Consider the following 22,946-nt stretch of genomic DNA (forward strand, 5'->3'; position numbering starts at 1 on the left):
CCGCGTCAGATCCGGACGCCGAGCGTGGCCAGCAGCATGTGCATGTCCGAATTCACCCAGTATTCGGTGACTTTCGCGTGTTCGATCCGCAGGATGTCGATCCCCGTGAACCGGATCGCGGTGCCCGCCGGTGCAGTCGCGCCGGGGAATCCGCCGCTGTAGGTGCCGACCGCTTCCCAGCGGATCACGAGGTGGTCGCGGTCGGTGATCGGCCCGACCTGGACGCTGAACACCAGCTCGGTGAACGGCGCACGGGTCCGGTCGATCCAATCGACGAGGGCGTCCGGTCCACGGACCGCGCCGCCGTCACCGCCGTCGAGCAGCGCGGCGTGCAGCCGGAAATCGGTGGCGACGAGGTCGTCGGCGTAGGTGTAGACGCCGTTCCACAGGGTGAGCCAGCCGTTGAGCAGCTGCTGGGGTACCGGTGTGGTGTCGACGATGCGCTGGTCCATGCTCGTGCTCGCTCTCGAGGTCGTCGGGTCCGAATGGTGGCCGGACCGTTGCGGATCGGCCGTTCGACTCGAGTCTGCCGCCGTGGCGGCCGCGTTCGCGTCGGTGATTCCTGCCTATCGGGAGATGACAGGCCGCAGTGGGGCAGGCCAAGATCGGCGGGTGAACTATGTGGTCGGTCGATCGGCGGAGACGGCGCAGCTCCTGGCACTGCTGCAGCGGGCGCGGGAATCTCGTGGCGCCGCGGTGGTGCTGCGCGGGGAACCCGGCATCGGCAAGAGCCTGCTGCTCGATCAGCTGGCCGACGCGTCGTCCGGGTTCGTGGTCATGCGGGCCGCGGGTGCGGAGTTCGAGACCGAGCTGCCGTATTCGGCCTTGCACCAGTTGTGTGTCCCGGTGCTGCAACATCTCGACGCGCTGCCCGCGCCGCACCGGGGCGCGTTGCGGATCGCGTTCGGTATGGACACCGGTACCCCGGACCCGTTCCTGGCCGGGGTCGCGGCACTGGGGCTGCTGCTCGAGCACGACCGCCCGCTGCTGTGCCTCATCGACGACGCGCAATGGCTCGACCATGCCTCGGCCCGCACCATGGCCTTCCTCGCGCGCCGGATCGGGGCCGAGCGGGTCGCCCTGGTCTTCGCCGCGCGCGCGGAGGTGGCCGAGTTCGCGCAGTTGCCCCAGCTGGAGGTGGCGCGGCTGAGCGAATCGGAGGCGCGGGCCTTGCTGGCGCGGGAGTTCCACGCCTCGCTGGACGAGCGCGTGCGCGAGCGCATCCTGGCCGAGGCACGGGGTAATCCGCTGGCCCTGCTCGAGCTGCCACGCACCGCGGGGGCGGGCGGCCTGGCGGGCGGTTTCGACCTGCCCGCGCCGCTCGCGGCGGAGCGAAGCTTTCGTGCTCGGCTGGCCGAACTCTCGCCCGAGCAGCGGTTGCTGCTCACCGTCGCGGCGGCGGAACCGCTCGGTGACCCGGGCCTGTTGTGGCCCGCGGCAGCGCTTTTGGGCGTCGCGGCGGCGGCGGGGGAACTGCCGCTCGTCGAGTTCGGCGCCCGGGTCCGGTTCGTCCATCCGCTCGCGCGCTCGGCGGTCTATCAGGCCGCCGCACCGGCCGAGCGGCGGCGGGCGCACGGCGCGCTCGCCGAGGTGAGCGACCCGGCGACGGACCCGGATCGGGTCGCATGGCATCGCGCACTCGCCTGTGCCGGGCCGGACGAACAGGTCGCGGTCGAGCTGACCCGCTCGGCCGACCGCGCGCAGGCGCGCGGCGGTGTGGCCGCGGCTGCCGCGTTTCTGGAACGAGCCGCGGCACTCACCCTCGATCCCGGGTTGCGGACCGAACGGGTGCTCGCCGCGGTCGAGGCGAAGCTCGCGGTCGGGGATTTCGCCGCAGCCGCGGAACTGCTGTCCACCGTGGCGCCCGAGGACCCGCGCGTCGATCTGCTGCGCGGGCGTATCTCGTTCGCCCGCTTCCGCGGTGGCGAACTGCCGACCGGGCATCTGCTGCGGGCCGCCGCGCGCCTGGCCGAGCGCGAACCGGCGCGGGCGCGCGCGTGCTATCTGGACGCGTTCGAGATGAGCATGCTGATCGGCGGTGTCGGCGCGGTGACCGCGGCCGCCCGCACCGCGCCGCCCGCGCCGCAGCCCGGCACCGGCGCGGACATCATCCTGGACGGCATGGTCGCGTTGACCGTCGAGGGACATCGAGCGGCCGCGAAACTGCTGCACCCGCTGGTGGCCGATGGTGCCGACGGCGCGTGGCTGCGCTGGCCGACGCTCGGATATCTGCTCGCGCTCGAACTGTGGGATCTGGACGCGATGCGCGCGATCGCCACCCGCGTCGTCACCTCCGGGCGCGAGCTCGGTGCATACCATCTGTTGCCGATCGGTCTCGCCATGCGCGCGACGGTGTCCGCGCTGGACGGTGATTTCGGCACCGTCACGGCGCTGCTCGCCGAGCAGGAGGCGATCGCGGAGGCGACCGGGGCCGCGCCGCTGGTGTATCCGCGCATTCATCTGGTCGCGCTGCGCGGGCGGCGCGCGGCCGCCGAGGAACTGTTCGCCGGTGTCGGACCGGAGATGACACTGAGCGTGCACTACGCCACCGCGGTGCTCAACAACGGTCTGGCCGACTACGCCGCCGCGTTGGGTGCCGCCGAAAAAGCTGTCGCGGCCGGCGACCTCGGCCTGTCCGGCCTGGCGTTGCCGGAACTGGTGGAGGCCGCGACGCGTTGCCACCGAACCGATCTCGCGCGCGCCGCGTGCGCCGCGCTGCAAGACCGTGCGACGGCCGGGGAGCGGGCGTGGGGACGTGGCATGGCGGCCTATGCAAGGGCTTTGGTGGACGATGACGAGCCGGCCTATCAGGAGGCGATCGCACTGCTCGACGCGGGCGGACCGCTGATCGCGGGGGCCAGGGCGCACCTGATCTACGGGGAATGGCTGCGCAGGGCGGGGCGTCGCCGCGATGCCAGAACCGAACTGCGACGCGCCCACGAGGCGTTGACCGAACTCGGCGCGGAGGCGTTCGCGGCGCGGGCGGCGGGCGAGTTGCGCGCCACCGGCGCGAGCGCGCGCAGCCGGTCCGCGCAGGCCGCCGACACGCTCACCGTGCAGGAAACGCACATCGCGCGACTGGTCGCGGGCGGCGCGACCTCGAAAGAGGTGGCGGCTCAGCTGTTCCTGAGCCCCCGCACCGTTGACGCGCACCTGCGCAACATCTTTCGCAAACTGGGGATCTCGTCGCGGCGGCAGTTGCGCGGCCTGTGATCGGCGGTCGGAATCGGGGTGAGCGCAATGATGTCGGGTGGTGGTGCGCCTCGCTAACGTTCGATGGTTGAACGCTGTTGTGGAGGAGTGTGCGGTGACCGCTGAGTCGACCCTCGATGTCATTACCCCGGTGCATCCGCTGGACGACCCGGTGCGCACGTCGTTGCTCGGCGCGCACCGCCGGTTCGCGGGTTGGGCGGGACGCATCGGGCGCTACGACCCGGAGGTCGCGAGGTTCTTCGGGCACCCGCCGGAACTGGACGACCAGGACTGGTCCGATCTGGCCACGCTGCTCGGTCCCGGTGGTGCGACCGCGCTGCGCGGCGAGGGACATGTGCCGCCCGCGGGCTGGTCGGTGCTGGAGGAAGTCGAGACGGTTCAGATGGACGGTTCCGCGCTACGCGTCGCCCATGATCCGGGATTCGAGGTGCTCACCGCTGCCGACGTACCGCTGATGCTGGAGCTGATCGCCCGCACCGAGCCGGGGCCGTTCGCGCCACGGACCATCGAGATGGGCACCTACCTGGGTCTGCGGGTGGATGGCAGGGTGGTCGCCATGGCGGGCGAGCGCATGCACCCGCCGGGCTGGACCGAGATCAGCGCCGTGTGCACCGACGCCGAGTTCCGCGGCCGCGGCATCGCCTCGCGCCTGATCCGGGCGGTCGGCGCCGGGATCAGAGCGCGCGGCGAGACGCCGTTCCTGCACGCCGTCGCGCACAATACGACCGCGATCAGCCTCTACGAGACGCTAGGATTCACCCTGCGGAAGCGGTCCCGTCTGACGATCGTGCGGGCGCCCGGCACGGTGGACGATTCGCCCGATTTCGAATAGTCGAATCGCGCGGCTGGCCGGGTATTCGTAATAGCGGGACGATATCGCCGATAGTCCTCCTATGAAACGAGCACTCGCATGTCTAGGTATCGCCGCCACCGCACTGCTGGTCGCGGCCCCGCTGGCCGCCGCCGATCCGGACGCCGACGCCCGGCTGGCCAACCGGCACGACTGGTCCGGTGAGTTCGCTTCGCAGAACAACCTGATCCTGTCCTCGCGCATCCTGATCAGCCCGTACGGCACTACCCGCCCGCTGATGTGCAGCGGCGGCGACGGGCACTACTCGCTGTTCCCGTACGACTGCACCCAGAACGACGACAACGGCGTGCCGCATTCGGTGGACCGGGTGCTCGGCCTCGGCGGCGGGGGCATCTGGGTCTACCGCTGACGTGTGGGGTCGGCCTGCTCGCCGTTCCCGGCGGGAAGCAACAGCCGGTGCAGCAGGTAGGCCGACACCGCGATCAGCAGGGCCGCGTCGAGGTAGTGGCAGGCCATCGCGCCGAGGTAGCTCGGCCCACCCCAGGCGTTGGCGGTGAAGTCCGGGTCGAGGCCGGCGAGTATCTGCATGCCGATTCGATACGGGCTGTACACCAGCACGGCGAGTGGTACGAGGCCGAGCAGCACGCGCAACAGCGCGGTCGGGTGTCGCGGGATCGCGCGCAGCGTGCGCGTACAGCGCTGGGCGGCAACCCGACTGACGGGTGCGAGCAGCACGTCGGCCCGGACGCCGCGCCGCGCCAGATAGGCGACCGCACCGATCGCCAAGACGAGCAGCGCGAGATGCGGCAGCCACGCCGCCGTCCCCGCGACGTGGGCCCGCGGCTGCGGCGGCCGGTCGAGATAGATCGAGCCGCCGGACACCAGACCCGCCGCGAACGAGAGCGTCGTGAGGGCGAGCAGCGGGCGCGAGAGTCGGGCCCCGAGGAACCGGGTGGCAGTCGGCCGGCGATCGGCTTGTCTGTTCATACCGTCAACTCTGTCGCGCTGACCTGGTCGCTGTCGTCAGCCCGGAGCCCCGAGCCGGGCACCGCCGCGAGAGCGACGCCGCGGCGCGTATGCGACCTCCGGATGAGCCGAGCACGCGACCCCGGCGCGATGTGCCTGGTCGGACCGCCCGATAGTGTCGGCGCCATGGCGATCACCACTCAGCAGACGACCCCGATCGCCGGACCGGAATCCTGGCCGCGCGGGCTGCCCACGGTCCGGCACCGGGACGGCCACGGACCCGACTGGATCGACATCGGCATCGCCGCCGCCTGCTTCCTGATCTTCACCCTGCCCGTGCTGGTCGGCGCGACCAGCGGCATCGGTTCGTTACCGGCGATCGCGGCATGCGGCGGCGCGGTGGTGCTCCCGTTGGTCGTGCGCAGGCGCTGGCCGGTCGTGGTGGTCGCCGCGGTCGCGGCCGTGCTCTGTCTGTCCGCGGTGCTCGGTGTGCGGTTCACGCCGTGGGTGAGTAACCTCGGCCCGGCCTTCGGCGTCGCCGTGCTCACGCTGGCCGACCGGCGACCGCGACGGGAGTCGCTGCTCGTCACCGGGGTCGCGCTGGTCGCGCTCTACATCCTGGGCTGGGTCGCCGCGGAATTGCGTCCGGACCAGGAGCAGAATTTCGTGCAGCTGCTGGTCGCGGTGCCCGCCTGGCTGCTCGGCGACATGCTGCGCACTCGTCGCGAGTATCGGAACATCGTGGCGGAGCAGCGGATTCGGCAGGCGCGCGAGGAAGAACGCCGGATCAGGGCCGAGGAACGGCTGCGGATCTCGCGTGAGGTGCACGATCTGATCTCGCACACGCTGAGCATGGTCGCGGTGCGGTCCGGGGTGGCGCGCCTGGTTCTCGACGAGCAACCGGGCGAGGCGCGTGCGGCACTGGGCGCGATCGAGACGGCCAGTCGCTCGGCGCTGGGCGAACTGCGTCGCGTGCTGGCCCAGATCCGCGAGTCCGGCGCGGAGCCCGAACCGCGCGATCCCGGGTTGGCCGAGATCGCCGGACTGATCGACGGCCTGCGGCACGACGGACTGGAGGTGGCGTACCAGGTCGTCGGCGCACCGGTCGAGTATCCGCCGCTGCTGCGGACCACCGCCTATCGAATCGTGCAGGAGGCACTGACCAACGTGGTCAAACACGCGCACACGGACCGAGCATGGGTCGAAATCCGCCACGCGCCGACCGAGTTACGCGTGTCGATCACCGACGCGGGACCGGTGCCGGGGCGGGCGGCTGAGCCCGAGCCGAGTGGATCCGGGCTCGGACTGCTCGGGATGCGCGAACGGGTTTCGCTGTTCGGCGGCCGCCTCGAGGCCGGGCCGCGACCCGACGGTGGCTTCGCTGTCACCGCGATCTTCCCGCTCGATCGAGAACACGAATGACCGCAGAGCATCCTCGTGCAGACCTGATTCGGGTGCTGATCGCAGACGACGAAGCCCTCGTGCGCGCCGGGTTCCGGGTGCTGGTCGAGTCCGCACCGGATCTGCGCGTGCTCGGCGAGGCGGGCAACGGCGGCGAAGCGGTCCGGCTCACCCGGCAACTGCGACCCGACGTGGTGCTGATGGACATCCGGATGCCGATCATGGACGGCTTGGAGGCGATGCGCCACATCGCCGCGGGCGGCGCCGACGGTCCGCGGGTGTTGATCGTCACCACCTTCGATCAGGACGAGCACGTCTTCCAGGCATTGCGCAGCGGCGCAAGCGGTTTCCTGCTCAAGGACTCGCCGCCGGAGCAGTTGCTGCAGGCGATCCGGGTCGTCGCGGCCGGGGACGCGTTGCTCACCCCGAGCATCACCCGCCGCATGATCAGCGCGTTCGCCAGCAGGCCGGCCGCGCTGCCCGCGCTGCCGGACGGGGGCGACGCGCTCACCGAGCGCGAGCGCGAGGTGTTCGAACATGTCGCGGCGGGCCGTTCCAACGCCGAGATCGCGGCGACGCTGCATCTCAGCGTGGCCACGGTGAAAACTCATGTGGGCAGGCTGCTCACCAAACTGTCGGTCCGCGATCGCGCGCAACTCGTTGTGCTCGCTTATGAATCGGGCATCGTGATTCCGGGCAATCGCTGACCGCCGCGCGTCCGGCTGCGGACAAATGGCTGTAATTCATCCGCTGAATTCTGAAAGCCGTTCGGAGTAAGCCGGATTCGAGAACTGGGGATCGGAACTCCTGTTAAGCTCGCCCTGGGCATCGATTGACGGAGTTTTCCGGCATCGGTGGCGGTGGCTACTGTTAGTTTCGCTGAGGGAATTGACGCGATGATCGTTGTCCGGAGTACGGCGGAATTGCACGAGGTTTTGGCCGAGCCGCGCGCACACGGGAAGAGCATCGGTTACGTGCCCACCATGGGCGCGTTGCACGAGGGTCATCTCGCGCTGGTCCACGCGGCCCGCGAACGCGACGAGGTGGTGGTCGCGTCGATCTTCGTCAACCCCTTGCAATTCGCGCCGCACGAGGACTTCGACGCCTATCCGCGCGACGAGGAACGGGATCTGGCGCTCTGCGAGAAGGCGGCGGCCGACATCGTCTGGTTGCCCACGGCGGACGAACTCTTCCCGCCCGGTTTCGGCGTGAGCGTCGCGCTGCCTCGCCTTTCATCGGTGCTGTGCGGGGTCGGCCGGCCGACCCATTTCGCCGGTGTCACCACCGAGATGTCGAAGATCCTGATTCTGCTCGCGCCGACCGCGGTGTATCTGGGGGAGAAGGACTTCCAACAGCTGGTGGTGTTGCGCGCGCTCGTGCGCGACCTGGGCCTGCCGCTCGAGGTCCGGGCCGTGCCCACCGTGCGCGAGCCGGACGGGCTGGCCCTTTCCTCGCGCAATGCCTACCTCACCGAGGCCGAAAGACCCACCGCCGCGGCGCTGTTCCGGATCCTGTCGGCGGCGGCGCCGCGGCTGCGCGTCGAGCCGGTGGACGAGGTGCTCGCCGCGGGCAGGCGTGCACTCACCGCCGCCGGGTTCGCGCGGATCGACTACTTGGAACTGGTGCACCCCGAAACGCTCGACCCGGTACGTACCGCGGTGCCGGGTGCCAGGCTGGTGGCCGCGGGGTGGGTCGGACGGACCAGATTGCTCGACAACATAGCCGTGTAGCACCGAGAGTCGGTGCCACAGTGACGGATTCAGGGGGTCAGGGGCGCGGGAGGCGACGATGGACATGATGGCGGAACTCTGGGCGGCCGTATCGGCGGAGGTCGAGGCGCGCAGGCTGCCCGGTGCGGTCATCGCGGTGACCCGGCATGGGACGGTGCGCGACGTGCGCGCCGTCGGGCATCTCGACCCGGACCGCGGGCGGCCGATGCGCGAGGACGCGATATTCCGCATCTATTCCATGACAAAGGTCTTCACCGCCCTGGCCGCCCTGACGATGGCCGCCGAGCATCGACTACGGCTGCGCGATCCGGTGGCGGCGTGGCTGCCGGGCTTCGCCGATATCCAGGTGCTCGTCGACGGCACGCCGCGCGCGCCGAAACGTCCGCCGACGCTGGCAGATCTCCTGCGACAGAGCGCGGGGATCGGCGGCGGATTCCACACCTCGGCGCACCTGGCGTCGTATTACGCGCGAGCGGGCGTGCGGAAATACGAGCACACCGCCGCGAGGCACACCCTGGACGACGTGGTGGCGAACCTGGCCCGCCAGCCGCTGGCCGCCGACCCTGGCACGGTGTGGGAGTACGGCATGGCGATGGATGTGCTCGGGCGGGTACTCGAGATCGCGGACGGCAGCACGCTGGACGAGATCGTCGAGCGGCGGGTCTGTCGCCCGCTCGGCCTGCGCGACACCGGTTTCCGCGTCGCCGCCGCCGACCACGACCGTGTCGCGCAGCCGTTCGCGCAAGCGCCCGCCACCCCGAAAGGACTGGTGACGCACAAGGATCGGCCCGGTTGGCTGTCGGCCGGTTCCGGCGGATACGCCACGGCCGCGGATTTCGCCACGCTGCTCTGCGCGATCACTCCGGATCAGGAGGGCGGGCTGTCGATCCCGGCGCTCGGGCCGTGCACCCGCGCGTTGTTCGTCGACCAGATCGGTGCGTTGGCCGGTACCGGACCCGACTACATCCCCGGGAAAGGCTACGGATTCTCCTACGGGCTGCACGTGCCGAGCAGCGATCCGGCCTGGGCCGCAGCGGATCCGAGCGCGCACACCGTCGGCTGGCTGGGGCGCGCCGCGACCAGCTTCGTCTACGACCTGCCCAGCGGCGCGGGCGCGGTGCTGATGACCCAGTGCTACGGGCGTGCGGTGCACTATCGGGATCTGGTGCGCGAGATCGTCACCCGGCAGGCCGAGGCATGGACGTGACCACCACCGAAGCGCCGATCGTCCAGGTTAGCGGCCTACGCAAAAAGTACGGCTCATTCCTCGCCCTGGACGAGGTGAGTCTTGCCGTCGGGCGCGGTGAGATCTTCGGTCTGCTCGGCCGCAATGGCGCGGGCAAGACCACCGCACTGGACATCATCTGTGGGCTGGTCAAGCCGACGGCTGGAAAGGTGGAGGTCTTCGGCACCGACGTGCGCAGGCACGGCAGACGGGTGCGCCGGCGAATCGGCTATGTCCCACAGGACAATACGGTGTACCTGCCGATGACCGTGCGGCAGAACCTGCGCTTCTCCGCGATCGTGCGCGGGATGTCGGGCGCCGCCGCCGGGCGCAGGGCGGCAGAGGTGATGGAGCGACTGGGGCTCGGGCACATCGCCGATCGCGGCGGCGCGCACCTGTCCGGCGGCGAACGCCGCCGCCTGTCGATCGGCATGGGCATCGTGCACGCGCCGCCGCTGATGGTGCTGGACGAACCGAGCACCGGCGTCGACATCGACTCCCGGCAGGCCATCCATCACCTGCTGCGGGAACTGCGCGGGGAGGGCTCGACGCTGCTCTACACGACCCACCATCTGGACGAGGCCGAAAGTCTCTGCGACCGTGTCGCGGTGCTCGACGCGGGCAAGGTGCTCGCCACCGCCGACGTGAAGAGTTTCGTCGCCGAGTACGGCAGCCCGTACTGCGAGATCGTCAGCGACCACACCGACGCCGTGACGAGGCTGCTCCGCGAGGCGTTACCGGAGGCGCGGATCATGCTGCACGGCAGGCGGATTCGAGTGGGTGCCGAAGAAGCCGAACAGGTGGCGACCGTGGTGCGGGTGCTCGGCGCGAGCAACCTGCCCGTCAAGGACGTGCGCGCGGTGCCGGTGTCGCTGGAAAACGCGTTCCTGCAGGCGATCGAGCGACATCCCGCAGCGGCGGCGCGATGACGATCACCTGGGCCTTCCTGCGCAAGGAAGCGGCGACGTGGCGGCACGACCCCACCCTGTTCGTCTTCCTCTTCGCGGCACCGCTGTTGATGCAGGCGCTGCTGAGCGACGCCTTCTCGCACCTGAGCGACGGCACCGGGGCGGATCAGACGGTGCCGGGCTTCACCATCATGTTCGGCTTCTACGTCATGATGTTCATGGGCACCGCGCACTATCGCGAACATGCCTGCGGCGCATGGAGTTCCGTGCGCACCAGCGGATTGTCCCGCACCACGATGGTGGTGCAGCTGGCCATGCCGTACTTTCTGCTGTCGGCGGCGCAGATGGTACTGCTGATCGGCACCGGCCGGGTGCTGTTCGGCGCGACGGTCAACGGATCGCTGCTCGCCCTCACCGTCCTGATCCTGTCCATCGCGTGGACCGCGATCGCCCTCGGCCTGGTGCTCGTCGCGCTCACCCGCAACGTCTCGGCCATGCAGAACCTTTGCCAGCTGGTGGTGCTCGGCATGGGCGTGATCGGCGGCGCGGTGGTCCCGGTGGGATTGCTGCCGGGGTGGAATCGCCCCCTCGCGCCGCTGACCCCGCAGTACTGGGCGGTGGACGGAATGCGGGAGGTGCTGGCGCACCAGGGGGAATTGACGAGCATCGTGCCGCACCTGCTGGTGCTGCTCGGCTGGGCCGGTGTCTTGTCCGTCATCGCGACACTGGCCTTCGACCCGGGCAGTGCGCGTCGCGTGGCCATTCGCTGAACGTGGCCGCAGGTAACCGGAGGTGGCAGGAAATGGAAGAGACAACCGCTCCCAGGGGACGGGTGATCCAGTCATGGACACGACAGGGCGGGGAAGCGCCGCCGCGCATCGTCGGCGGCGACGGCTGCCGGTTCTTCGACGCCGCCGGGCGGTCGTATCTGGACTTCGGCTCGCAGCTGGTGAACGCCAATCTGGGACACGGCCGTACCGAGGTGCAGGAGGCCGTGCAGAAGCAGGTGGCCACCATGGCCACGCTCGGCCGCCCCTGGGATGTGGAGATCGTCGAGGAACTGGCGCATCGGCTCGCCGAGGTGACCCCGGGCGATCTCAACTCGTTCTTCTTCGCCTGCAGCGGCACGGAGGCGAACGAGGCGGCGATCCGCCTGGCCAGGGCCTACACCGGCCGTAGCAAGGTGATCGCGCGCTACCGGTCCTATCACGGCAGCACCGCGGGCGCGCTGTCGCTGACCGGTGAGCCCCGCCGCTGGGTCGGGGAACCGGGTATGCCCGGCGTGGTGCGCATGCTCGACCCCTACACCTACCGCTGCCCGGCCGGTCATCCCACGCCGTGTCCCGTGTGCTCGGGTGCGCCGCACTTGCGGGAACTGCTCGAGTACGAGGGTGCGCAGAACGTTGCCGCGGTGATCATCGAGCCGATCACCGGCATCAACGGCGTGATCATGCCGCCCGAGGGCTATCTGCGCGCCATCCGCGAGGTGTGCACCGAGCACGGCATCATGCTCATCCTCGACGAGGTGATGACCGGATTCGGCCGCACCGGAACATGGTTCGCGTGCGACCGGTGGGATGTCGTGCCCGACATGATCACCTGTGCGAAGGGGCTCACCGCCGGATACATACCGCTGGCCGCCGTCGCCGTGAGCGACCGATTGTCGGACTGGTTGCAGGAGTCCACCTTTCCATACGGGCTCACCCACAGTGCTCACCCGGTCGGCTGCGCGGCGGCGGTCGCCGTGCTCGGCGTGTATCAGAAGGAACGCCTCGTCGAGCGCGCGGACCGGCTCGGTGTGCTCATCGAGGCGCAACTGCGGGCGCTGGCGCAGCATCCCTCGGTCGGGGATGTCCGTGGCACCGGCTGCTTCTGGGGGATCGAGCTGGTGCGTGACCGGGTGACGAAGCAGCCGCTGGTTCCGTTCAACCCCGATGCCGTCGCGGCCGAACCGATGACCCGGCTGACCGCCGCGGCCTTCCGCAAGGGCCTGTACCTGCTCACCCACTGGAACATCATCCTGGTGTGCCCGCCGTTGGTGATCGAGGCGGACGAGATCCGGGAGGGGATGGCGTTGCTGGACGAGGCACTCTGCATCGCGGACGAATACGTCACCGAGGCATGAGCGTGGTCGGACGCGTATCGATCGGTGAGCTCATCGAGAAGACGGCGGCGCAGCGGCCCGCGGCGTGCGCGGTGAGCGTGCGCGGCTTCACCACGGGCACCAGTGCGGACATCAGCTGGCACGAGTTGGTGCAGCGAACCCACGAACACGCGGAAAAGTACCGTAAGGTCGGTATTCGGGAGGGTGCGGTCGTGGCGGTGGCGTTGCCGCCGGGCATCGGTCATGTCGTGGCCACGCTGGCGCTCTGGGATATCGGTGCCGTAGTCCTGCCGGTGGATCACCGGTGGTCGGCGGCGACCAGAGCGGCCATCGTGGCGCGCTATCCGCGCGGGTGGGTGGTCGAGGGCGCCGGCCTCGACCTGGTGGCGCACCACCGGCGCGCGGTCGCACCGCCGCACCTACCGGCGGATGGGCTACCCAGGTCGGTGTCGATGTCGGGTGGAACGACGGGCGTCCCGAAACTGCTCGTGCGCAACCGGCCCTGGGCCTACGACGCCGCCGGACCGCTCACTGCCGAGGAGAGCGCCAGGGGAATGGACTACGGGCAGACCCAGCTCGTCGGGCTTCCCCTGTACCACGCGGGATTCGGCGCGCTGTACCACGGACTGGCCCTTGGGCACCGGATCGTGCTCCCCGGCAATGCCTCGCCCAAGTTGTACCTGGAACTGCTGCGATCAGAGTGCGTGCAGGTCGTGCGCACGGTACCCGCGCAGATGGGCACGCTGTTGGAAGCCAGTGCGCGGGAGTCGCATTGGTTCGCCTCGCTGCGGCTGGTCGTGCACACCGCGGCGCGCTGCCCCGAGTCGGTGAAACGCGGCTGGCTGGCACTGGTCGAGCCGAGCGCGGTGTACGAGGAGTACGGCAGCGTCGAGCGGATCGGCGTGCTCAGCATCCGTGGCGACGAGTGGCTGGCGCACCCCGGGTCGGTCGGACGCCCGCGACGCTGCTCGGTGCGCATCCTCGACGAACAGCGTCGGCCGGTGGCCGCAGGGACGACCGGCGAACTGTTCATGACCGACGCCGACGCCGGGCAACCGACCTATCTGGGCACCGGGCCGGAATTGGCCGAGGCGGACGGCTATTTCAGCGTCGGCGATCTCGCGTGGCAGGATGCCGAGGGCTACGTGACCCTGGTCGGTCGCCGCGACGACGCCATCAATGTCGGCGGCGTGCAGGTGTTTCCCCGCGACGTCGAACGGGTCCTGGAGCGCCACGCGGCCGTTCGCGATGTCCGGGTGCGCGCGCTGCCCGACGCGCGGCTCGGCGAGGTGGTACGGGCCGAGGTCAGTCTGCGCGCGGGCGACAGCGCCGAGGTGCTGGCCGAGCTGTGGCGGGCCTGCCGTACCGAGCTGACCAGAGCGCAACTGCCCCGGACGATCACGATCGTGGCCGACGTGCGCCGCAGCGCCGCGGGCAAATTGCGCAAGAACGGCTAGGAGACGGTGTGGAGCAACGGGTGTGGGCCGTGGTCGGCCGGGTGTGCGGTGCCGGATACACCGCACCGGCCGCGAATTTCTATGAGCTCGGCGGTGACTCGCTGCTCGCGGGGGAGTTGATGACCGCGTTGCGCGCGGAATTCGACGCCGAGGTGCCGATGCACCTGCTGTTCGAGGCGCCGGACATGGGCACGTTCGTGCACGAGGCGGTGCGGGTGCTGTGAGTCAGCACGGCGGATCGTAGCGGCCGTCCACCGCGGTCCAGCCGCCGTCGACGTAGAGCATCGTCCCGGTGACGAAGCTCGACGCGTCCGCCGCGAGAAATGCCACGGCCCCGGCGATTTCGCTCGCCTCGGCCCAGCGGCCGAGCGCGCTCTTGGACGCGTACGCCGCGCGCCACCGAGGCTCGGCGAAGATCGAGTCGGTCAGCGGGGTGCGTACGACACCGGGCGCGATCGCGTTCACCCGCACCCCGGCCGGGCCGAATTCCGCGGCGGCGCCGCGGATCAGCTGCACCAGCGCGGCCTTCGTCGCTGCGTACACGGCCTGTCCTGGTTCGACGGTGACCGCCCGAATCGACGACATGCCGATGATCGAGCCGCCCCCACGGTCGACCATGCCCTTGCCGAAGGCGCGGATCAGATGGAAGGCGGCCCGCAGATTGAGATCCAGTACGGCGTCGAATTCGTCTGTCGCATAGTCGAACAGGCGCTTGCGCACGTTTCGTCCGGTGGTGAAGACGAGCACGTCGAGGTCGGGCAGCTCGGCGGCGGCCGCGGCGACGGCGTCCGGGTCGCGCGCGTCCAAGCGACGCGCGCGAGCGGGGGCGCCCGCCAGCGCCGCGGTCGCTTCGGCGTGGTCGCTGTCGATGTCGAGGCACACCACCTCGGCGCCGAGCGCGGCAAGGGCGAGCGCCGACTCGCGTCCGATGCCGCTGCCCGCGCCGATCACCGCGGCGCGTCTGCCGTCGAGCCGGAAGAGTGCTCGGTAGTCGAGCGTCGCGGGATCGACATCCGGTTGCGCGGTCATCGTTGCGTCCTAACGTGGTGCGAGCGAGGGGTTACCGGGGGTAGGGCAGGGTGACCGTTTTGACGGTGCTCATCTCCCTGATGGCATAGGGGATGCCCTCGCGGCCGAGTCCGCTGGACTTCACGCCGCCGAACGGGATGTGCGGGGAATCGAAATGCGGGCCCGCGTTGAGATTCACCGCGCCGACCCGCAGCGCGGCCGCGAGCGCGGTGAAGGCGGCCGCGTCGGCGGTGACCACGCCGGCCTGCAGGCCATAGCTGGTCGAGTTCGCCACGCTGATCGCCTCGGCGAGATCGGCGACCCGGATCACCGGCGCGACCGGTCCGAAGGTCTCCTCGACGACGAGTTCGGCATCGGCGGGCACCTGATCGAGCACCGCGGGCGTGATCAGCGCGCCCCGCTGCTCGCCGCCGAGCAGCAGTTTCGCGTTCGCGGCGACCGCCGCGGTGATGCGCCCGCGCACCGTGTCCGCGGCGGCCGCGTCGATGAGCGGGCCGATCTCGGTGGCGGGATCGAGCGGGTCACCCACCCGTTTGCGCTGCGCGGCCGTGACCAACCGCGCGACCAGTTCGTCGGCCACCCCGTCCACCGCGATCACGCGTTTGATGCCGCGACAGGACTGTCCCGCGGTGGCGAACGCGCCCTGCGCGGTCAACTGCACGGCCAGGTCGAGATCGGCGTCGGGCAGGACGATCAACGGATCGTTGCCGCCCAGCTCCAGCAGCAGTTTCTTGCCCGCGGTGGCCGCAGACACCGCCCGGCCGGTCCGCGCCGAACCGGTGAAGGTGACCATGTCGATGTCCGGGTGCCCGGCCAGTGCCGGGCCGAGCTCGCCGGGCGCGCCGGTGGTGACGACCAGGTGCTCGGGCGGCAACCCGGCCTCGAGCATGATCTCGGCGAAAGTCAGTGCGGTGAGCGGTGTCTTCTCCGACGGCTTCAGCACCACCGCGCAGCCCGCCGCGACGGCGGGCGCGACCTTCACGACCACCTGGTTCAACGGCCGGTTGAACGGGGTGATGGCCGCGACGACGCCGATCGGCTCGAACATGGTGAGCGCCAGGCGATCATGTCCTGGTATTGGGATGCTTTCCCCGCGCAGCCGCTCCGCCTCGTCCGCCGCGACCGCGAGATTTGTTGCGGCACGGTCGGTTTCGCGCGTCGTCTCGGCGAGGCAGACGCCCGATTCGCGGGCGATCAACGGCGCGAGCTCGGCGGCGCGTGCGCGGGTCAGCCGGGCCGCGGCGCGCAGGATATCGGCCCGCCGGTCCGGCGGCAGCGGACGCCACGCGGCGCGCACGCCGCGCACCGCGGCGTCGAGCTGCGCCACGCTGTCGCGGGCGACGAGTCCGACCTCCGCGCCGGACCAGGGATTGCGCACCGGCAGTTGCTCGGTCGCCGGTTCGAGCACGCCATTACGAAACATGATCGTCTCCCGTCACGAAGGCTTGGAATCGTCGCGCCACGTCCGCCGGTCCGACCGCGGGGCGGCCGAGCCGGGCGAGGGAGCCGGGTTGAATGCGCAGGTAGATCAACGCCGGGCCCGCGTCGGTCAAGGTGGCTGTGACAGCGTCAGCGACCTCGTCGAGCGCGGCGCAGTCGTACACGCGCGCATAGCCGCACGCACGCGCCACCGCGGGGAAGTCGATCTGCGCGGCGAGGCTCTGCTGTCCGCCGGTCGAGTCGTGCACGCCGTTGTCCAGCAGCACATGGACGAGATTGGGCGTGGCGTGCGCGCCGACCGTCGCGAAGGTGCCCAACCGCATCAGCGCGGCGCCGTCCCCGTCGAGCACGACGACCGCCCTGCTGGTGTGGCGCGCGACGCCGAGCCCGACGGCGCTCGCCGAGCCCATCGCGCCGACCAGATAGAAGTGCTGCGGCCGATCGGCCAGGGTGTAGAGCTCGCGGCTGGTCTTGCCGGTGGTCGAGAGGACGGCCGCGGTGTCGGGCAGCGTGCCGAGCAGCGTCTCCAACGCCGCCATCCGCGTCGGCGCCGCCCGTTCGCGTCGCGACCGGGTCACCGCGGGCGGCGTCGGGGACGGCAAGGGTGGCTCGCTGAGCGGTTCGTCCGCCACCACGCCGTCGCGCAGGATGAACGCGAAAGGCTGTTCGGTGCGCGACATTTCGGCCCAGCCGGTGTTCAGGCACCCGGCGAGACCTTCGACGTCGGCGGGAAGCACCGCATGGCCAACCCGCATCAGTTCCAGCAGGCCGGGCGTGATCGCGCCCATCAGTTCGTGCTGCGGCTCGTCCGGGCAGCCCGGCGCGCCGCGCCAACTGACCAGCAGCGGTACCGGTATCCGGCTCGGATGGGTGAGCGAGGTCAGCGGGTTGACCATGTTGCCGAGGCCCGAGTTCTGCGCCATCACGCAGGCGGTGACGCCCGCCAGCCAACTGCCCGCCGCGATCGCGACGGCCTCGCCCTCGTGGGTCACCGGCAGGTATCCCGCGGCCGAGCCGGACGCCACCCGGTTGATCATCGGGGTCAGGTAGGAGCACGGCACCCCGACGACGTCCGCCACGCCGCGCGCGATCAATCCGCCGAGTAGATCGTCGGCATCGATCACGAATCCACCCACTTCTTCGCCAGCGCGGTGTAGTGCGCCTCGTCCGCCTCCAATTCCGGATATCCCATGAGGCCGAACAACTCCTGGAGCGAGGCGATGTCCGGCTCTACCGCGCTTGGGCCGTCGCGCAGCAGCGAACGGCACACCTGCCGCATCGCGGCGACCGAGGCGCGCATCGACTGGTTGGCCCAGATCACCGCCGCGATACCGAGTTCGGCGAAGGTCTGCCTGGATACGGTGTGATAGGTGGTCGGCGCGATCACCAGCGGCAGCCGGCCCGCCCACTCGGTGGTGAACTCGGCGATCTCGTCGATGGTGCGCCTGCGGGAGTGGATGAAGATGGCGTCGGCACCGGCCTGGCGGTAGGCATCCGCGCGGCGCAGCGCCTCGGCGGTGCCCACGCCCGCGATGAGTGCCTCGGTGCGGGCGACGAGCACGAATCCGGGATCGACCTTGTCCCGGCAGGCCGCGATCTTGGCGCACATGTCGCCGATCGGCGCCAGCGGGTGCCGGTCGCCGAAGTAGGAGTTCATCTTCGGAAAGACCTTGTCCTCCATGCACATTCCCGCAGCGCCGACCCGCTCGGCGCGGGCGGCGAAGCGGCGGGCGGTATTGAAGTTGCCGTAGCCGGTGTCGGCGTCGACCAGCACCGGGATCGCGCCCGCGTCGACGACCCTGGCGACCAGATCGAGCATTTCGCCCCAGGACACCTCGTCGCTGTCCCGGGCGCCGAGCGCGGTCGACATGCACAGGCCCGACGCCCAGATCCCGGCGAATCCGGCTTCGGCCGCGATCCGCGCGCTGAGTCCATCGTGCGCTCCCATCAGGAAGGACGGTTCGGGTCCGGCGAGCAGCTCGCGCAACCGCAGACCGGCGTAACACCTTGCCGGCGCACCCATTTGGACGGGCAGGTTCTCTCTCACGCGCAATGCCTCTCGCACTCGGGATCGGAATTCGTGGTGGCGGACACGGATCAGGTCACCCGGCCGGCGATGGGCGCGGGGCCACCGGCCAGCACCTGGGCGACCCCCTCGGCGATCCGGCGCCGGCAGCTGCGTTCGGACTCGACCGACAGGAACGCGCGGTGCGCCGAGACCACCACATCCGGCCTGGGCAACAGCTTTCGGGCGGTCGGATCGTCGTTCGGATCCTCGGGTGTGAAGACGTCGGAGGCGAAGCCGCCGAGACGGTTGTCGTCGAGTGCCGCGAGCACGGCCGTGAGGTCGACGAGCCGGCCACGGGCCGTGTTGACCAGCAGTGCGCCGGGCCGGACCGCCGCGAGCGCGGCCGCGTCGACGAGCCGGTCGGTCTCCTCGGTCAAGGCCGCGTGCACGACGACCGCGTCTGCGGCACCGAACAATTCGGCCGGTGCGGAGACCGCGGTGACGCCGTAGCCCGCCATCAGGTCGGCCGACACATAGGGGTCGTACGCGATGACAGTCTGATAGAACGCCTGGAGTTTGCGGGCGGTGGCCCGGCCGATGCGGCCGAACCCGATGATGCCCGCCGTGCACGTCGACACCCGCCGCGGCACGCCGCCCGCGTGGATGTTCCACTGCCGCGCCTTGACGAGCCGGTCCTGCGTGCACACCTTGCGTTCCAGTGCCAGGAGCAAGGCGAGGGTGTGCGTGCTGACCTCGTCCACGCAGTAGTCGGGCACGTTGAACGAGACGATGCCGGTGCCTGCCAGCAGCGGGGCATTGAGGTTGTCGATGCCGACCCCGCTGCGCGCGATCACTCGGCAGTTCGGTCCCACAGCGGCGAGCAGCGCGGGCGTGACCTGGCAACGGTAGATCACCAGGGCGTCGGCGCCGCGCACGTGCTCGTGGAATTCGGGCCCCGACAGCACGTACCGTCCGTCGAAAAGCCCTAACCGCAATTCGATTTCGCGCCCGAGCGCGGCGCGCTCGATATCCGCGCGGGCCAGGTCGGGTACGCCCTGCTCGTTCAGTGCCCAGGCCGGATCGGTATAGACGACGCGCACTCTTGCCTCCCGTGCTGACGTGCCGCGGTGTTCAGGAGTCGTAGCCCCAGCCGCGATGGTCTCGATGCCCGCGGCGCACCGTGGCCCCCGCGGCGTAGGTATTGGTCAGCTCGAACAGGTCGAGGTAGCCGAGATGGCGGCCCGAACCCAGCTTGATCAGCGCGCCGCTGCCCGACCAGCGGTGCGTGACGAACGGTGCGACCCAGACCGATGCGTCGGGTTCCAGTTCGGCCTCGGTCTGCTGCCCGTCGGCCCGGACCCAGTGCAGCGTCGGCGTTCCCGCGGTCACCAGGTAGTGCGTCTCGGCGGGCTCACGCAGCGCCGCACCCGAGGCGCCCTCGATGCGCAGGTAGAGCCCGGTGAGGTCGGGCAGATGCGGCGCCGCGGCCAGCGAGGTGACCGTGTAACCACGGAACTCCCTTGTCTCCTTACGGCATTCGGCGATGTCCTTGAAGGTCTTGCCGACCGCGTCGTGTCTGGCGGCGGGCCGGATCAGCAGCCGATAGTCGAATCCGAGCGTCGTGCCCAGCTCGCGCAGCAGCTCGACCGCGCCGTCATCGATCGCCGCGCGCACCGCCGCCGCCGACACACCAAGGGTGGTTCCCGCCGATTCGACGGTGTGGCCCCGGCGGGCGAACAGCAACTCGGCCACGTCGTGCGGACACACGCCGCCGTCGAGCCAGGTGAGCAGCTCCCGTGCGGCGGGATCGGACCAGTCGTTGACCTCTTCCAGCAGTCCCGCCAACGGCGACTGGCCGGTGTAGGACACGATGCGGGCCGGTTCGCTGCCCGCGAGAGAGTAGGTATGCGGGCAGTAGGACGGTTCGACATAGGAATCGCCGACGATCCAGTTGTCGGCGTCGGTATTGGCGACGATCACCTGCCACGTCGCCTCGTCGAGTTCGGTACCCCAGCGGCCGTGGATATCGCCCGGCCCGAGGTTGATCGTGATGGCGGGTTCCAGGTGCCCATTGTTCAACGCGGGTAATCGGCCCGCGGGGCAGAGGATATCGAGCACGACCGGTGCGACCGCGCCCGGCGGCGCCGCCATTGTGTAGTAGTTGTAGAAATGGATGCCGTCGCGCTGAATGGGACGGCAGGTGTCGCGGAGTTGTCGCGCGGTGCGGATCAGTACGGTGAGGTCGCGGCGTCCGCCGGCGACGAGTTGTCCAGGTGTGATCTCGAGGGTGCGGGTCAGCGTGGCGACAATGTCATCGGGCCATTCGCAGGCGCCGTCGGGCGCGAGCAATCCGGTGAGTCGCGCGTGCTCGATTCCGAGTGCGCCCGCGATCTGGCCGGTCGTCACCTTTCGAATGTTGAGCCAGTGCATGACCTTGTAGTTGTCAACGAGCATGATCTCTCTCCGCACTCCCGGCCAACAGCTGGGTCAGGGCCGCCACGTCCACGTGGCGCGGATTGTTGCCCGCGCGGTCGTAGGCGAGCGCCTCGGTGGCGATCCGGCTCGCTTCATGGCGTAGTCGTGGTGCGGGTGGCAGCGCGGGCGAACGCACCAGCGCCTGCACCTTCGCGGCCAGCTCCTCGACGCTGTCGGCGCCCGCGGACCGCACCACCTCGGCGATCGCCGCGCGCACCCGGCCGGGGCCGCGCGGGTCGGCGCAGTCCGCGCCCACCGCGGCGTTGTAGCGCAGCACCGCGGCGAGCGTGAGTCCGCAGGCGTGCCCGTGCGCGAGGCCGTAGTGCAAGGTGAGCGGATACGACATCGCATGGCACACAGTGGTTCCCGCGATCGCGATGGCACGGCCGGCGAGGTGCCCGGCGAGCAGCGCCGCGCGACGGTGCGCCGCGCTCAGGTCACCGTCGCGCTGCTCGAGCACCTCGGCGAGCTGAGCCCACGCGGCCGCGCCCAGCTCCTGCGATCGCGCGTCGGCGCGGATCGACCACGCGCCCTCGATCCCCTGCGCGAGGGTGTCGAGCAGGCAGCTGAGCAGCGTGGGCGCGGGCAGCCCGAGCAGCAGGTCCGGATCGAGCACGGCGGCCACCGGCCGCAGCGCGGCACCGCGCAGGGACAACTTGCGGCCCCGCGCGCGGTGCCAGATGGTGGCGAACGGTGTTGCCTCGGCACCGGTCCCTGGTGTCGTCGGCAAGGCGACGACCGGTGGCGCACCGGGCGCGTCGGTCTCGCGGGCGCAGGCAAGGACCACCGCGTCGGGGGTCGGATCGGTGATCGACAGTGCCGCGGCCGCTTTGCCCGCGTCCATCACGCTGCCGCCGCCGACCGTGACGACCACGTCGGCGCGATGGGCCCGGATCTCGCGGGCCAGCCGCGCCACGGACTCGGGTGTCGGCAGCCCGGCGTGCACGACGGTGCGCAGCGGGAAACCCCGGAACGCGGCGAGCAACGGATCGGCCCAGACACGGTGCTCGAAACCGCTGCCCGCGACCAGGATCACGCGCGGTGCGGTGGTCGGTGCTGCCGCGCGCACCACCTGCGGGGCGACGTCGGCGGCGCGTTCGCCCACGAGGGTGCGAGGCGAGTCCAGCAGCACGGTGCCGACCCGAATATCGGCGGCGTTCATCGACCACCTGCCTCCAGCAAACGAAGAGATCCCAGTGACGGGAAATCCCCATCATCCCCCCGGTTAACGGACGAAGTCCTCAGGTTGAATAACACGGTACCCTAGGCTCGGTTAATATCAGAGCTCGTTTGTTTCACCAGTCGTGCATGAACTTCCCAGCGGTGCACGAACTTCCGGAGGCCGGTGCCATGGGATCTCGCGAACATATCCGGCGCCGAACCGTGACGGGCGCGGATTACCGCGACCAAGTTTCCTTGAACCAGTCCAGGTTCGCCGAAATCGCGCAGTCGTATGCCGGCGGACAGGCGCGTCGTTTGGACGGCGAGTTACTCGCGGAAATCATTCGCCCGCTCGGCGTCGAGCACGTGCTCGACGTGGCCACCGGAACCGCGGCGGCGGCCGCCGTTGTCGCGAAATCGGGTGTGCGCAAACGCATCGTCGGCGTGGACTCGTCGGCGGCCATGCTGCGGCAGGCGCGCGCGTCCGGTGTGGACTCGGTGCAACTGGTCGTCGGCCTGGTCGAGGAGCTGCCGTTCGCCGACGGCGCGTTCGATCTCGTCACGTGCACGCGGGCGCTGCACCACATCAAGCGGCCCGAACTCGCGGTGGCCGAGATGGCGCGGGTGGTGCGTCCCGGCGGTCATGTGGTGGTCGCGGACAACGTGACCGGGTACACCGGTGAACTCCACGAGCGGGTCGAGGAGATCCAGCGGATGCGCGATCCCGGACACTCGTCGACACTTACTGAGGAAGAACTCGTCGAACTCCTGCGCGGTAACGCGCTCGAGGTCGTGGAATGCCATCGCACCAGCAGCTTGCGCCCGCTGGACCAGTGGCTCGAAGACGGTGGCACCGACCAGGTGGCGGCCGCGGAGATCCGGCGGCGCCTTGCCGCGCTCGGGCCGGCGGGCGAGGTCGAGTTCGGCAGCGGCTTCGTCCGTGACGACGGTGTGGTCGTCGGTCTCCGGCAGGCGATGTCGTGGATCAGGGCCGATCGCAGCAATGCGTTGTAACACG

Annotated in this window: 22 protein-coding genes; 13 read left to right on the top strand and 9 right to left on the bottom strand. The window is 70.3% G+C overall.

Going from position 1 to position 22,946, the window contains the following annotated elements; genetic code table 11:
- Positions 1-5: 5 nt before the first annotated feature.
- Positions 6-452 carry an ester cyclase gene (locus F5X71_RS17140; protein WP_167462884.1) on the bottom strand — a complete coding sequence of 149 codons (447 nt, stop codon included), beginning with the start codon at positions 450-452 and terminating at the stop codon, positions 6-8.
- 160 nt (positions 453-612) lie between these two features.
- Here F5X71_RS17140 and F5X71_RS17145 point away from each other — a divergent pair, with 160 nt between their 5' ends.
- The 3 genes from F5X71_RS17145 to F5X71_RS17155 all read left to right on the top strand — a co-directional run bounded on the left by F5X71_RS17145 (position 613) and on the right by F5X71_RS17155 (position 4,433).
- A complete protein-coding gene (locus F5X71_RS17145; RefSeq protein WP_203218311.1) occupies positions 613-3,213 on the top strand; it encodes a helix-turn-helix transcriptional regulator in 2,601 nt (866 codons plus the stop codon).
- 94 nt (positions 3,214-3,307) lie between these two features.
- Positions 3,308-4,045, top strand: coding sequence for a GNAT family N-acetyltransferase (locus F5X71_RS17150; RefSeq protein ID WP_167462887.1), 738 nt, complete (start codon positions 3,308-3,310; stop codon positions 4,043-4,045).
- A 61-nt stretch (positions 4,046-4,106) separates the two neighbouring features.
- Positions 4,107-4,433: a hypothetical protein gene (locus F5X71_RS17155; protein WP_167462889.1), complete on the top strand. Its 327-nt coding sequence runs from the start codon at positions 4,107-4,109 to the stop codon at positions 4,431-4,433.
- Here F5X71_RS17155 and F5X71_RS17160 read toward each other — a convergent pair.
- On the bottom strand, positions 4,424-5,011 hold the full coding sequence (locus F5X71_RS17160; protein ID WP_203218312.1) for a hypothetical protein: 588 nt from the start codon (positions 5,009-5,011) through the stop codon (positions 4,424-4,426). The genes F5X71_RS17155 and F5X71_RS17160 overlap by 10 nt on opposite strands.
- Positions 5,012-5,176: 165 nt before the next feature.
- Between F5X71_RS17160 and F5X71_RS17165 the strand changes: the two genes are divergently transcribed.
- The 9 genes from F5X71_RS17165 (at position 5,177) to F5X71_RS17205 (ending at position 14,039) form a co-directional block, all read left to right on the top strand.
- Positions 5,177-6,412 (top strand): sensor histidine kinase, encoded by a 1,236-nt coding sequence (locus tag F5X71_RS17165; RefSeq protein ID WP_167462891.1) that lies wholly within the window; start codon positions 5,177-5,179, stop codon positions 6,410-6,412.
- The gene (locus tag F5X71_RS17170) at positions 6,409-7,098 is read left to right on the top strand and encodes a response regulator (protein ID WP_167462892.1); all 690 of its coding nucleotides are present in this window, start codon (positions 6,409-6,411) and stop codon (positions 7,096-7,098) included. Before F5X71_RS17165 ends, F5X71_RS17170 begins: the two co-directional genes overlap by 4 nt.
- Before the next feature lie 189 nt (positions 7,099-7,287).
- On the top strand, positions 7,288-8,121 hold the full coding sequence (gene panC / locus F5X71_RS17175; protein ID WP_167462893.1) for a pantoate--beta-alanine ligase: 834 nt from the start codon (positions 7,288-7,290) through the stop codon (positions 8,119-8,121).
- A 58-nt stretch (positions 8,122-8,179) separates the two neighbouring features.
- Positions 8,180-9,328, top strand: a complete 1,149-nt coding sequence (locus F5X71_RS17180; RefSeq protein WP_167462894.1) for a serine hydrolase domain-containing protein — start codon at positions 8,180-8,182, stop codon at positions 9,326-9,328.
- Positions 9,325-10,275 (top strand): ABC transporter ATP-binding protein, encoded by a 951-nt coding sequence (locus F5X71_RS17185; protein ID WP_167462895.1) that lies wholly within the window; start codon positions 9,325-9,327, stop codon positions 10,273-10,275. The genes F5X71_RS17180 and F5X71_RS17185 overlap by 4 nt, the downstream gene beginning before the upstream one ends.
- Positions 10,272-11,024 (top strand): ABC transporter permease, encoded by a 753-nt coding sequence (locus F5X71_RS17190; protein ID WP_167462897.1) that lies wholly within the window; start codon positions 10,272-10,274, stop codon positions 11,022-11,024. Before F5X71_RS17185 ends, F5X71_RS17190 begins: the two co-directional genes overlap by 4 nt.
- A gap of 32 nt (positions 11,025-11,056) precedes the next feature.
- Positions 11,057-12,379 (top strand): aminotransferase class III-fold pyridoxal phosphate-dependent enzyme, encoded by a 1,323-nt coding sequence (locus tag F5X71_RS17195; protein ID WP_167462899.1) that lies wholly within the window; start codon positions 11,057-11,059, stop codon positions 12,377-12,379.
- A complete protein-coding gene (locus F5X71_RS17200; protein WP_167462901.1) occupies positions 12,376-13,815 on the top strand; it encodes a class I adenylate-forming enzyme family protein in 1,440 nt (479 codons plus the stop codon). Before F5X71_RS17195 ends, F5X71_RS17200 begins: the two co-directional genes overlap by 4 nt.
- Positions 13,816-13,823: 8 nt before the next feature.
- Positions 13,824-14,039, top strand: a complete 216-nt coding sequence (locus F5X71_RS17205; protein ID WP_167462903.1) for a phosphopantetheine-binding protein — start codon at positions 13,824-13,826, stop codon at positions 14,037-14,039.
- A gap of 1 nt (position 14,040) precedes the next feature.
- Here F5X71_RS17205 and F5X71_RS17210 read toward each other — a convergent pair whose 3' ends face one another.
- The 7 genes from F5X71_RS17210 to F5X71_RS17240 are packed head-to-tail and all read right to left on the bottom strand — an operon-like array spanning position 14,041 to position 21,929.
- Positions 14,041-14,844, bottom strand: a complete 804-nt coding sequence (locus F5X71_RS17210; protein ID WP_167462904.1) for an SDR family NAD(P)-dependent oxidoreductase — start codon at positions 14,842-14,844, stop codon at positions 14,041-14,043.
- 31 nt (positions 14,845-14,875) lie between these two features.
- Entirely contained in the window at positions 14,876-16,267 is a 1,392-nt protein-coding gene (locus tag F5X71_RS17215; protein ID WP_167462906.1) for an aldehyde dehydrogenase family protein, read from the bottom strand.
- Positions 16,257-17,408 (bottom strand): phosphonopyruvate decarboxylase, encoded by a 1,152-nt coding sequence (gene aepY, locus F5X71_RS17220; protein ID WP_167462908.1) that lies wholly within the window; start codon positions 17,406-17,408, stop codon positions 16,257-16,259. Before aepY ends, F5X71_RS17215 begins: the two co-directional genes overlap by 11 nt.
- On the bottom strand, positions 17,405-18,331 hold the full coding sequence (locus tag F5X71_RS17225; RefSeq protein WP_238815938.1) for an isocitrate lyase/phosphoenolpyruvate mutase family protein: 927 nt from the start codon (positions 18,329-18,331) through the stop codon (positions 17,405-17,407). Before F5X71_RS17225 ends, aepY begins: the two co-directional genes overlap by 4 nt.
- Before the next feature lie 50 nt (positions 18,332-18,381).
- Positions 18,382-19,392, bottom strand: a complete 1,011-nt coding sequence (locus F5X71_RS17230) for an NAD(P)-dependent oxidoreductase (RefSeq protein WP_167462910.1) — start codon at positions 19,390-19,392, stop codon at positions 18,382-18,384.
- 31 nt (positions 19,393-19,423) lie between these two features.
- Positions 19,424-20,746, bottom strand: coding sequence for a histidine kinase (locus F5X71_RS17235; RefSeq protein WP_167462912.1), 1,323 nt, complete (start codon positions 20,744-20,746; stop codon positions 19,424-19,426).
- Complete coding sequence (locus F5X71_RS17240) at positions 20,736-21,929, bottom strand: iron-containing alcohol dehydrogenase (protein WP_167462914.1); 1,194 nt, start codon at positions 21,927-21,929, stop codon at positions 20,736-20,738. Before F5X71_RS17240 ends, F5X71_RS17235 begins: the two co-directional genes overlap by 11 nt.
- A gap of 254 nt (positions 21,930-22,183) precedes the next feature.
- On the opposite strand from F5X71_RS17240, the gene F5X71_RS17245 reads away from it, so the two are divergent.
- Complete coding sequence (locus tag F5X71_RS17245; protein WP_167462916.1) at positions 22,184-22,942, top strand: class I SAM-dependent methyltransferase; 759 nt, start codon at positions 22,184-22,186, stop codon at positions 22,940-22,942.
- Positions 22,943-22,946 lie beyond the last annotated feature (4 nt).

This window comes from Nocardia brasiliensis, from assembly GCF_011801125.1.
GTDB lineage: Bacteria > Actinomycetota > Actinomycetes > Mycobacteriales > Mycobacteriaceae > Nocardia > Nocardia brasiliensis_C.

Coding starts and splice junctions, on each gene's coding strand:
- F5X71_RS17170 (WP_167462892.1), top strand. CDS start 6,409: ATGACCGCAGAGCATCCTCGTGCAGACCTGATTCGGGTGCTGATCGCA.
- F5X71_RS17180 (WP_167462894.1), top strand. CDS start 8,180: ATGGACATGATGGCGGAACTCTGGGCGGCCGTATCGGCGGAGGTCGAG.
- F5X71_RS17155 (WP_167462889.1), top strand. CDS start 4,107: ATGAAACGAGCACTCGCATGTCTAGGTATCGCCGCCACCGCACTGCTG.
- F5X71_RS17200 (WP_167462901.1), top strand. CDS start 12,376: ATGAGCGTGGTCGGACGCGTATCGATCGGTGAGCTCATCGAGAAGACG.
- F5X71_RS17215 (WP_167462906.1), bottom strand. CDS start 16,267: ATGTTTCGTAATGGCGTGCTCGAACCGGCGACCGAGCAACTGCCGGTG.
- F5X71_RS17210 (WP_167462904.1), bottom strand. CDS start 14,844: ATGACCGCGCAACCGGATGTCGATCCCGCGACGCTCGACTACCGAGCA.
- F5X71_RS17140 (WP_167462884.1), bottom strand. CDS start 452: ATGGACCAGCGCATCGTCGACACCACACCGGTACCCCAGCAGCTGCTC.
- F5X71_RS17165 (WP_167462891.1), top strand. CDS start 5,177: ATGGCGATCACCACTCAGCAGACGACCCCGATCGCCGGACCGGAATCC.
- F5X71_RS17195 (WP_167462899.1), top strand. CDS start 11,057: ATGGAAGAGACAACCGCTCCCAGGGGACGGGTGATCCAGTCATGGACA.
- F5X71_RS17235 (WP_167462912.1), bottom strand. CDS start 20,746: ATGCTCGTTGACAACTACAAGGTCATGCACTGGCTCAACATTCGAAAG.
- F5X71_RS17160 (WP_203218312.1), bottom strand. CDS start 5,011: ATGAACAGACAAGCCGATCGCCGGCCGACTGCCACCCGGTTCCTCGGG.
- panC (WP_167462893.1), top strand. CDS start 7,288: ATGATCGTTGTCCGGAGTACGGCGGAATTGCACGAGGTTTTGGCCGAG.
- F5X71_RS17190 (WP_167462897.1), top strand. CDS start 10,272: ATGACGATCACCTGGGCCTTCCTGCGCAAGGAAGCGGCGACGTGGCGG.
- F5X71_RS17240 (WP_167462914.1), bottom strand. CDS start 21,929: ATGAACGCCGCCGATATTCGGGTCGGCACCGTGCTGCTGGACTCGCCT.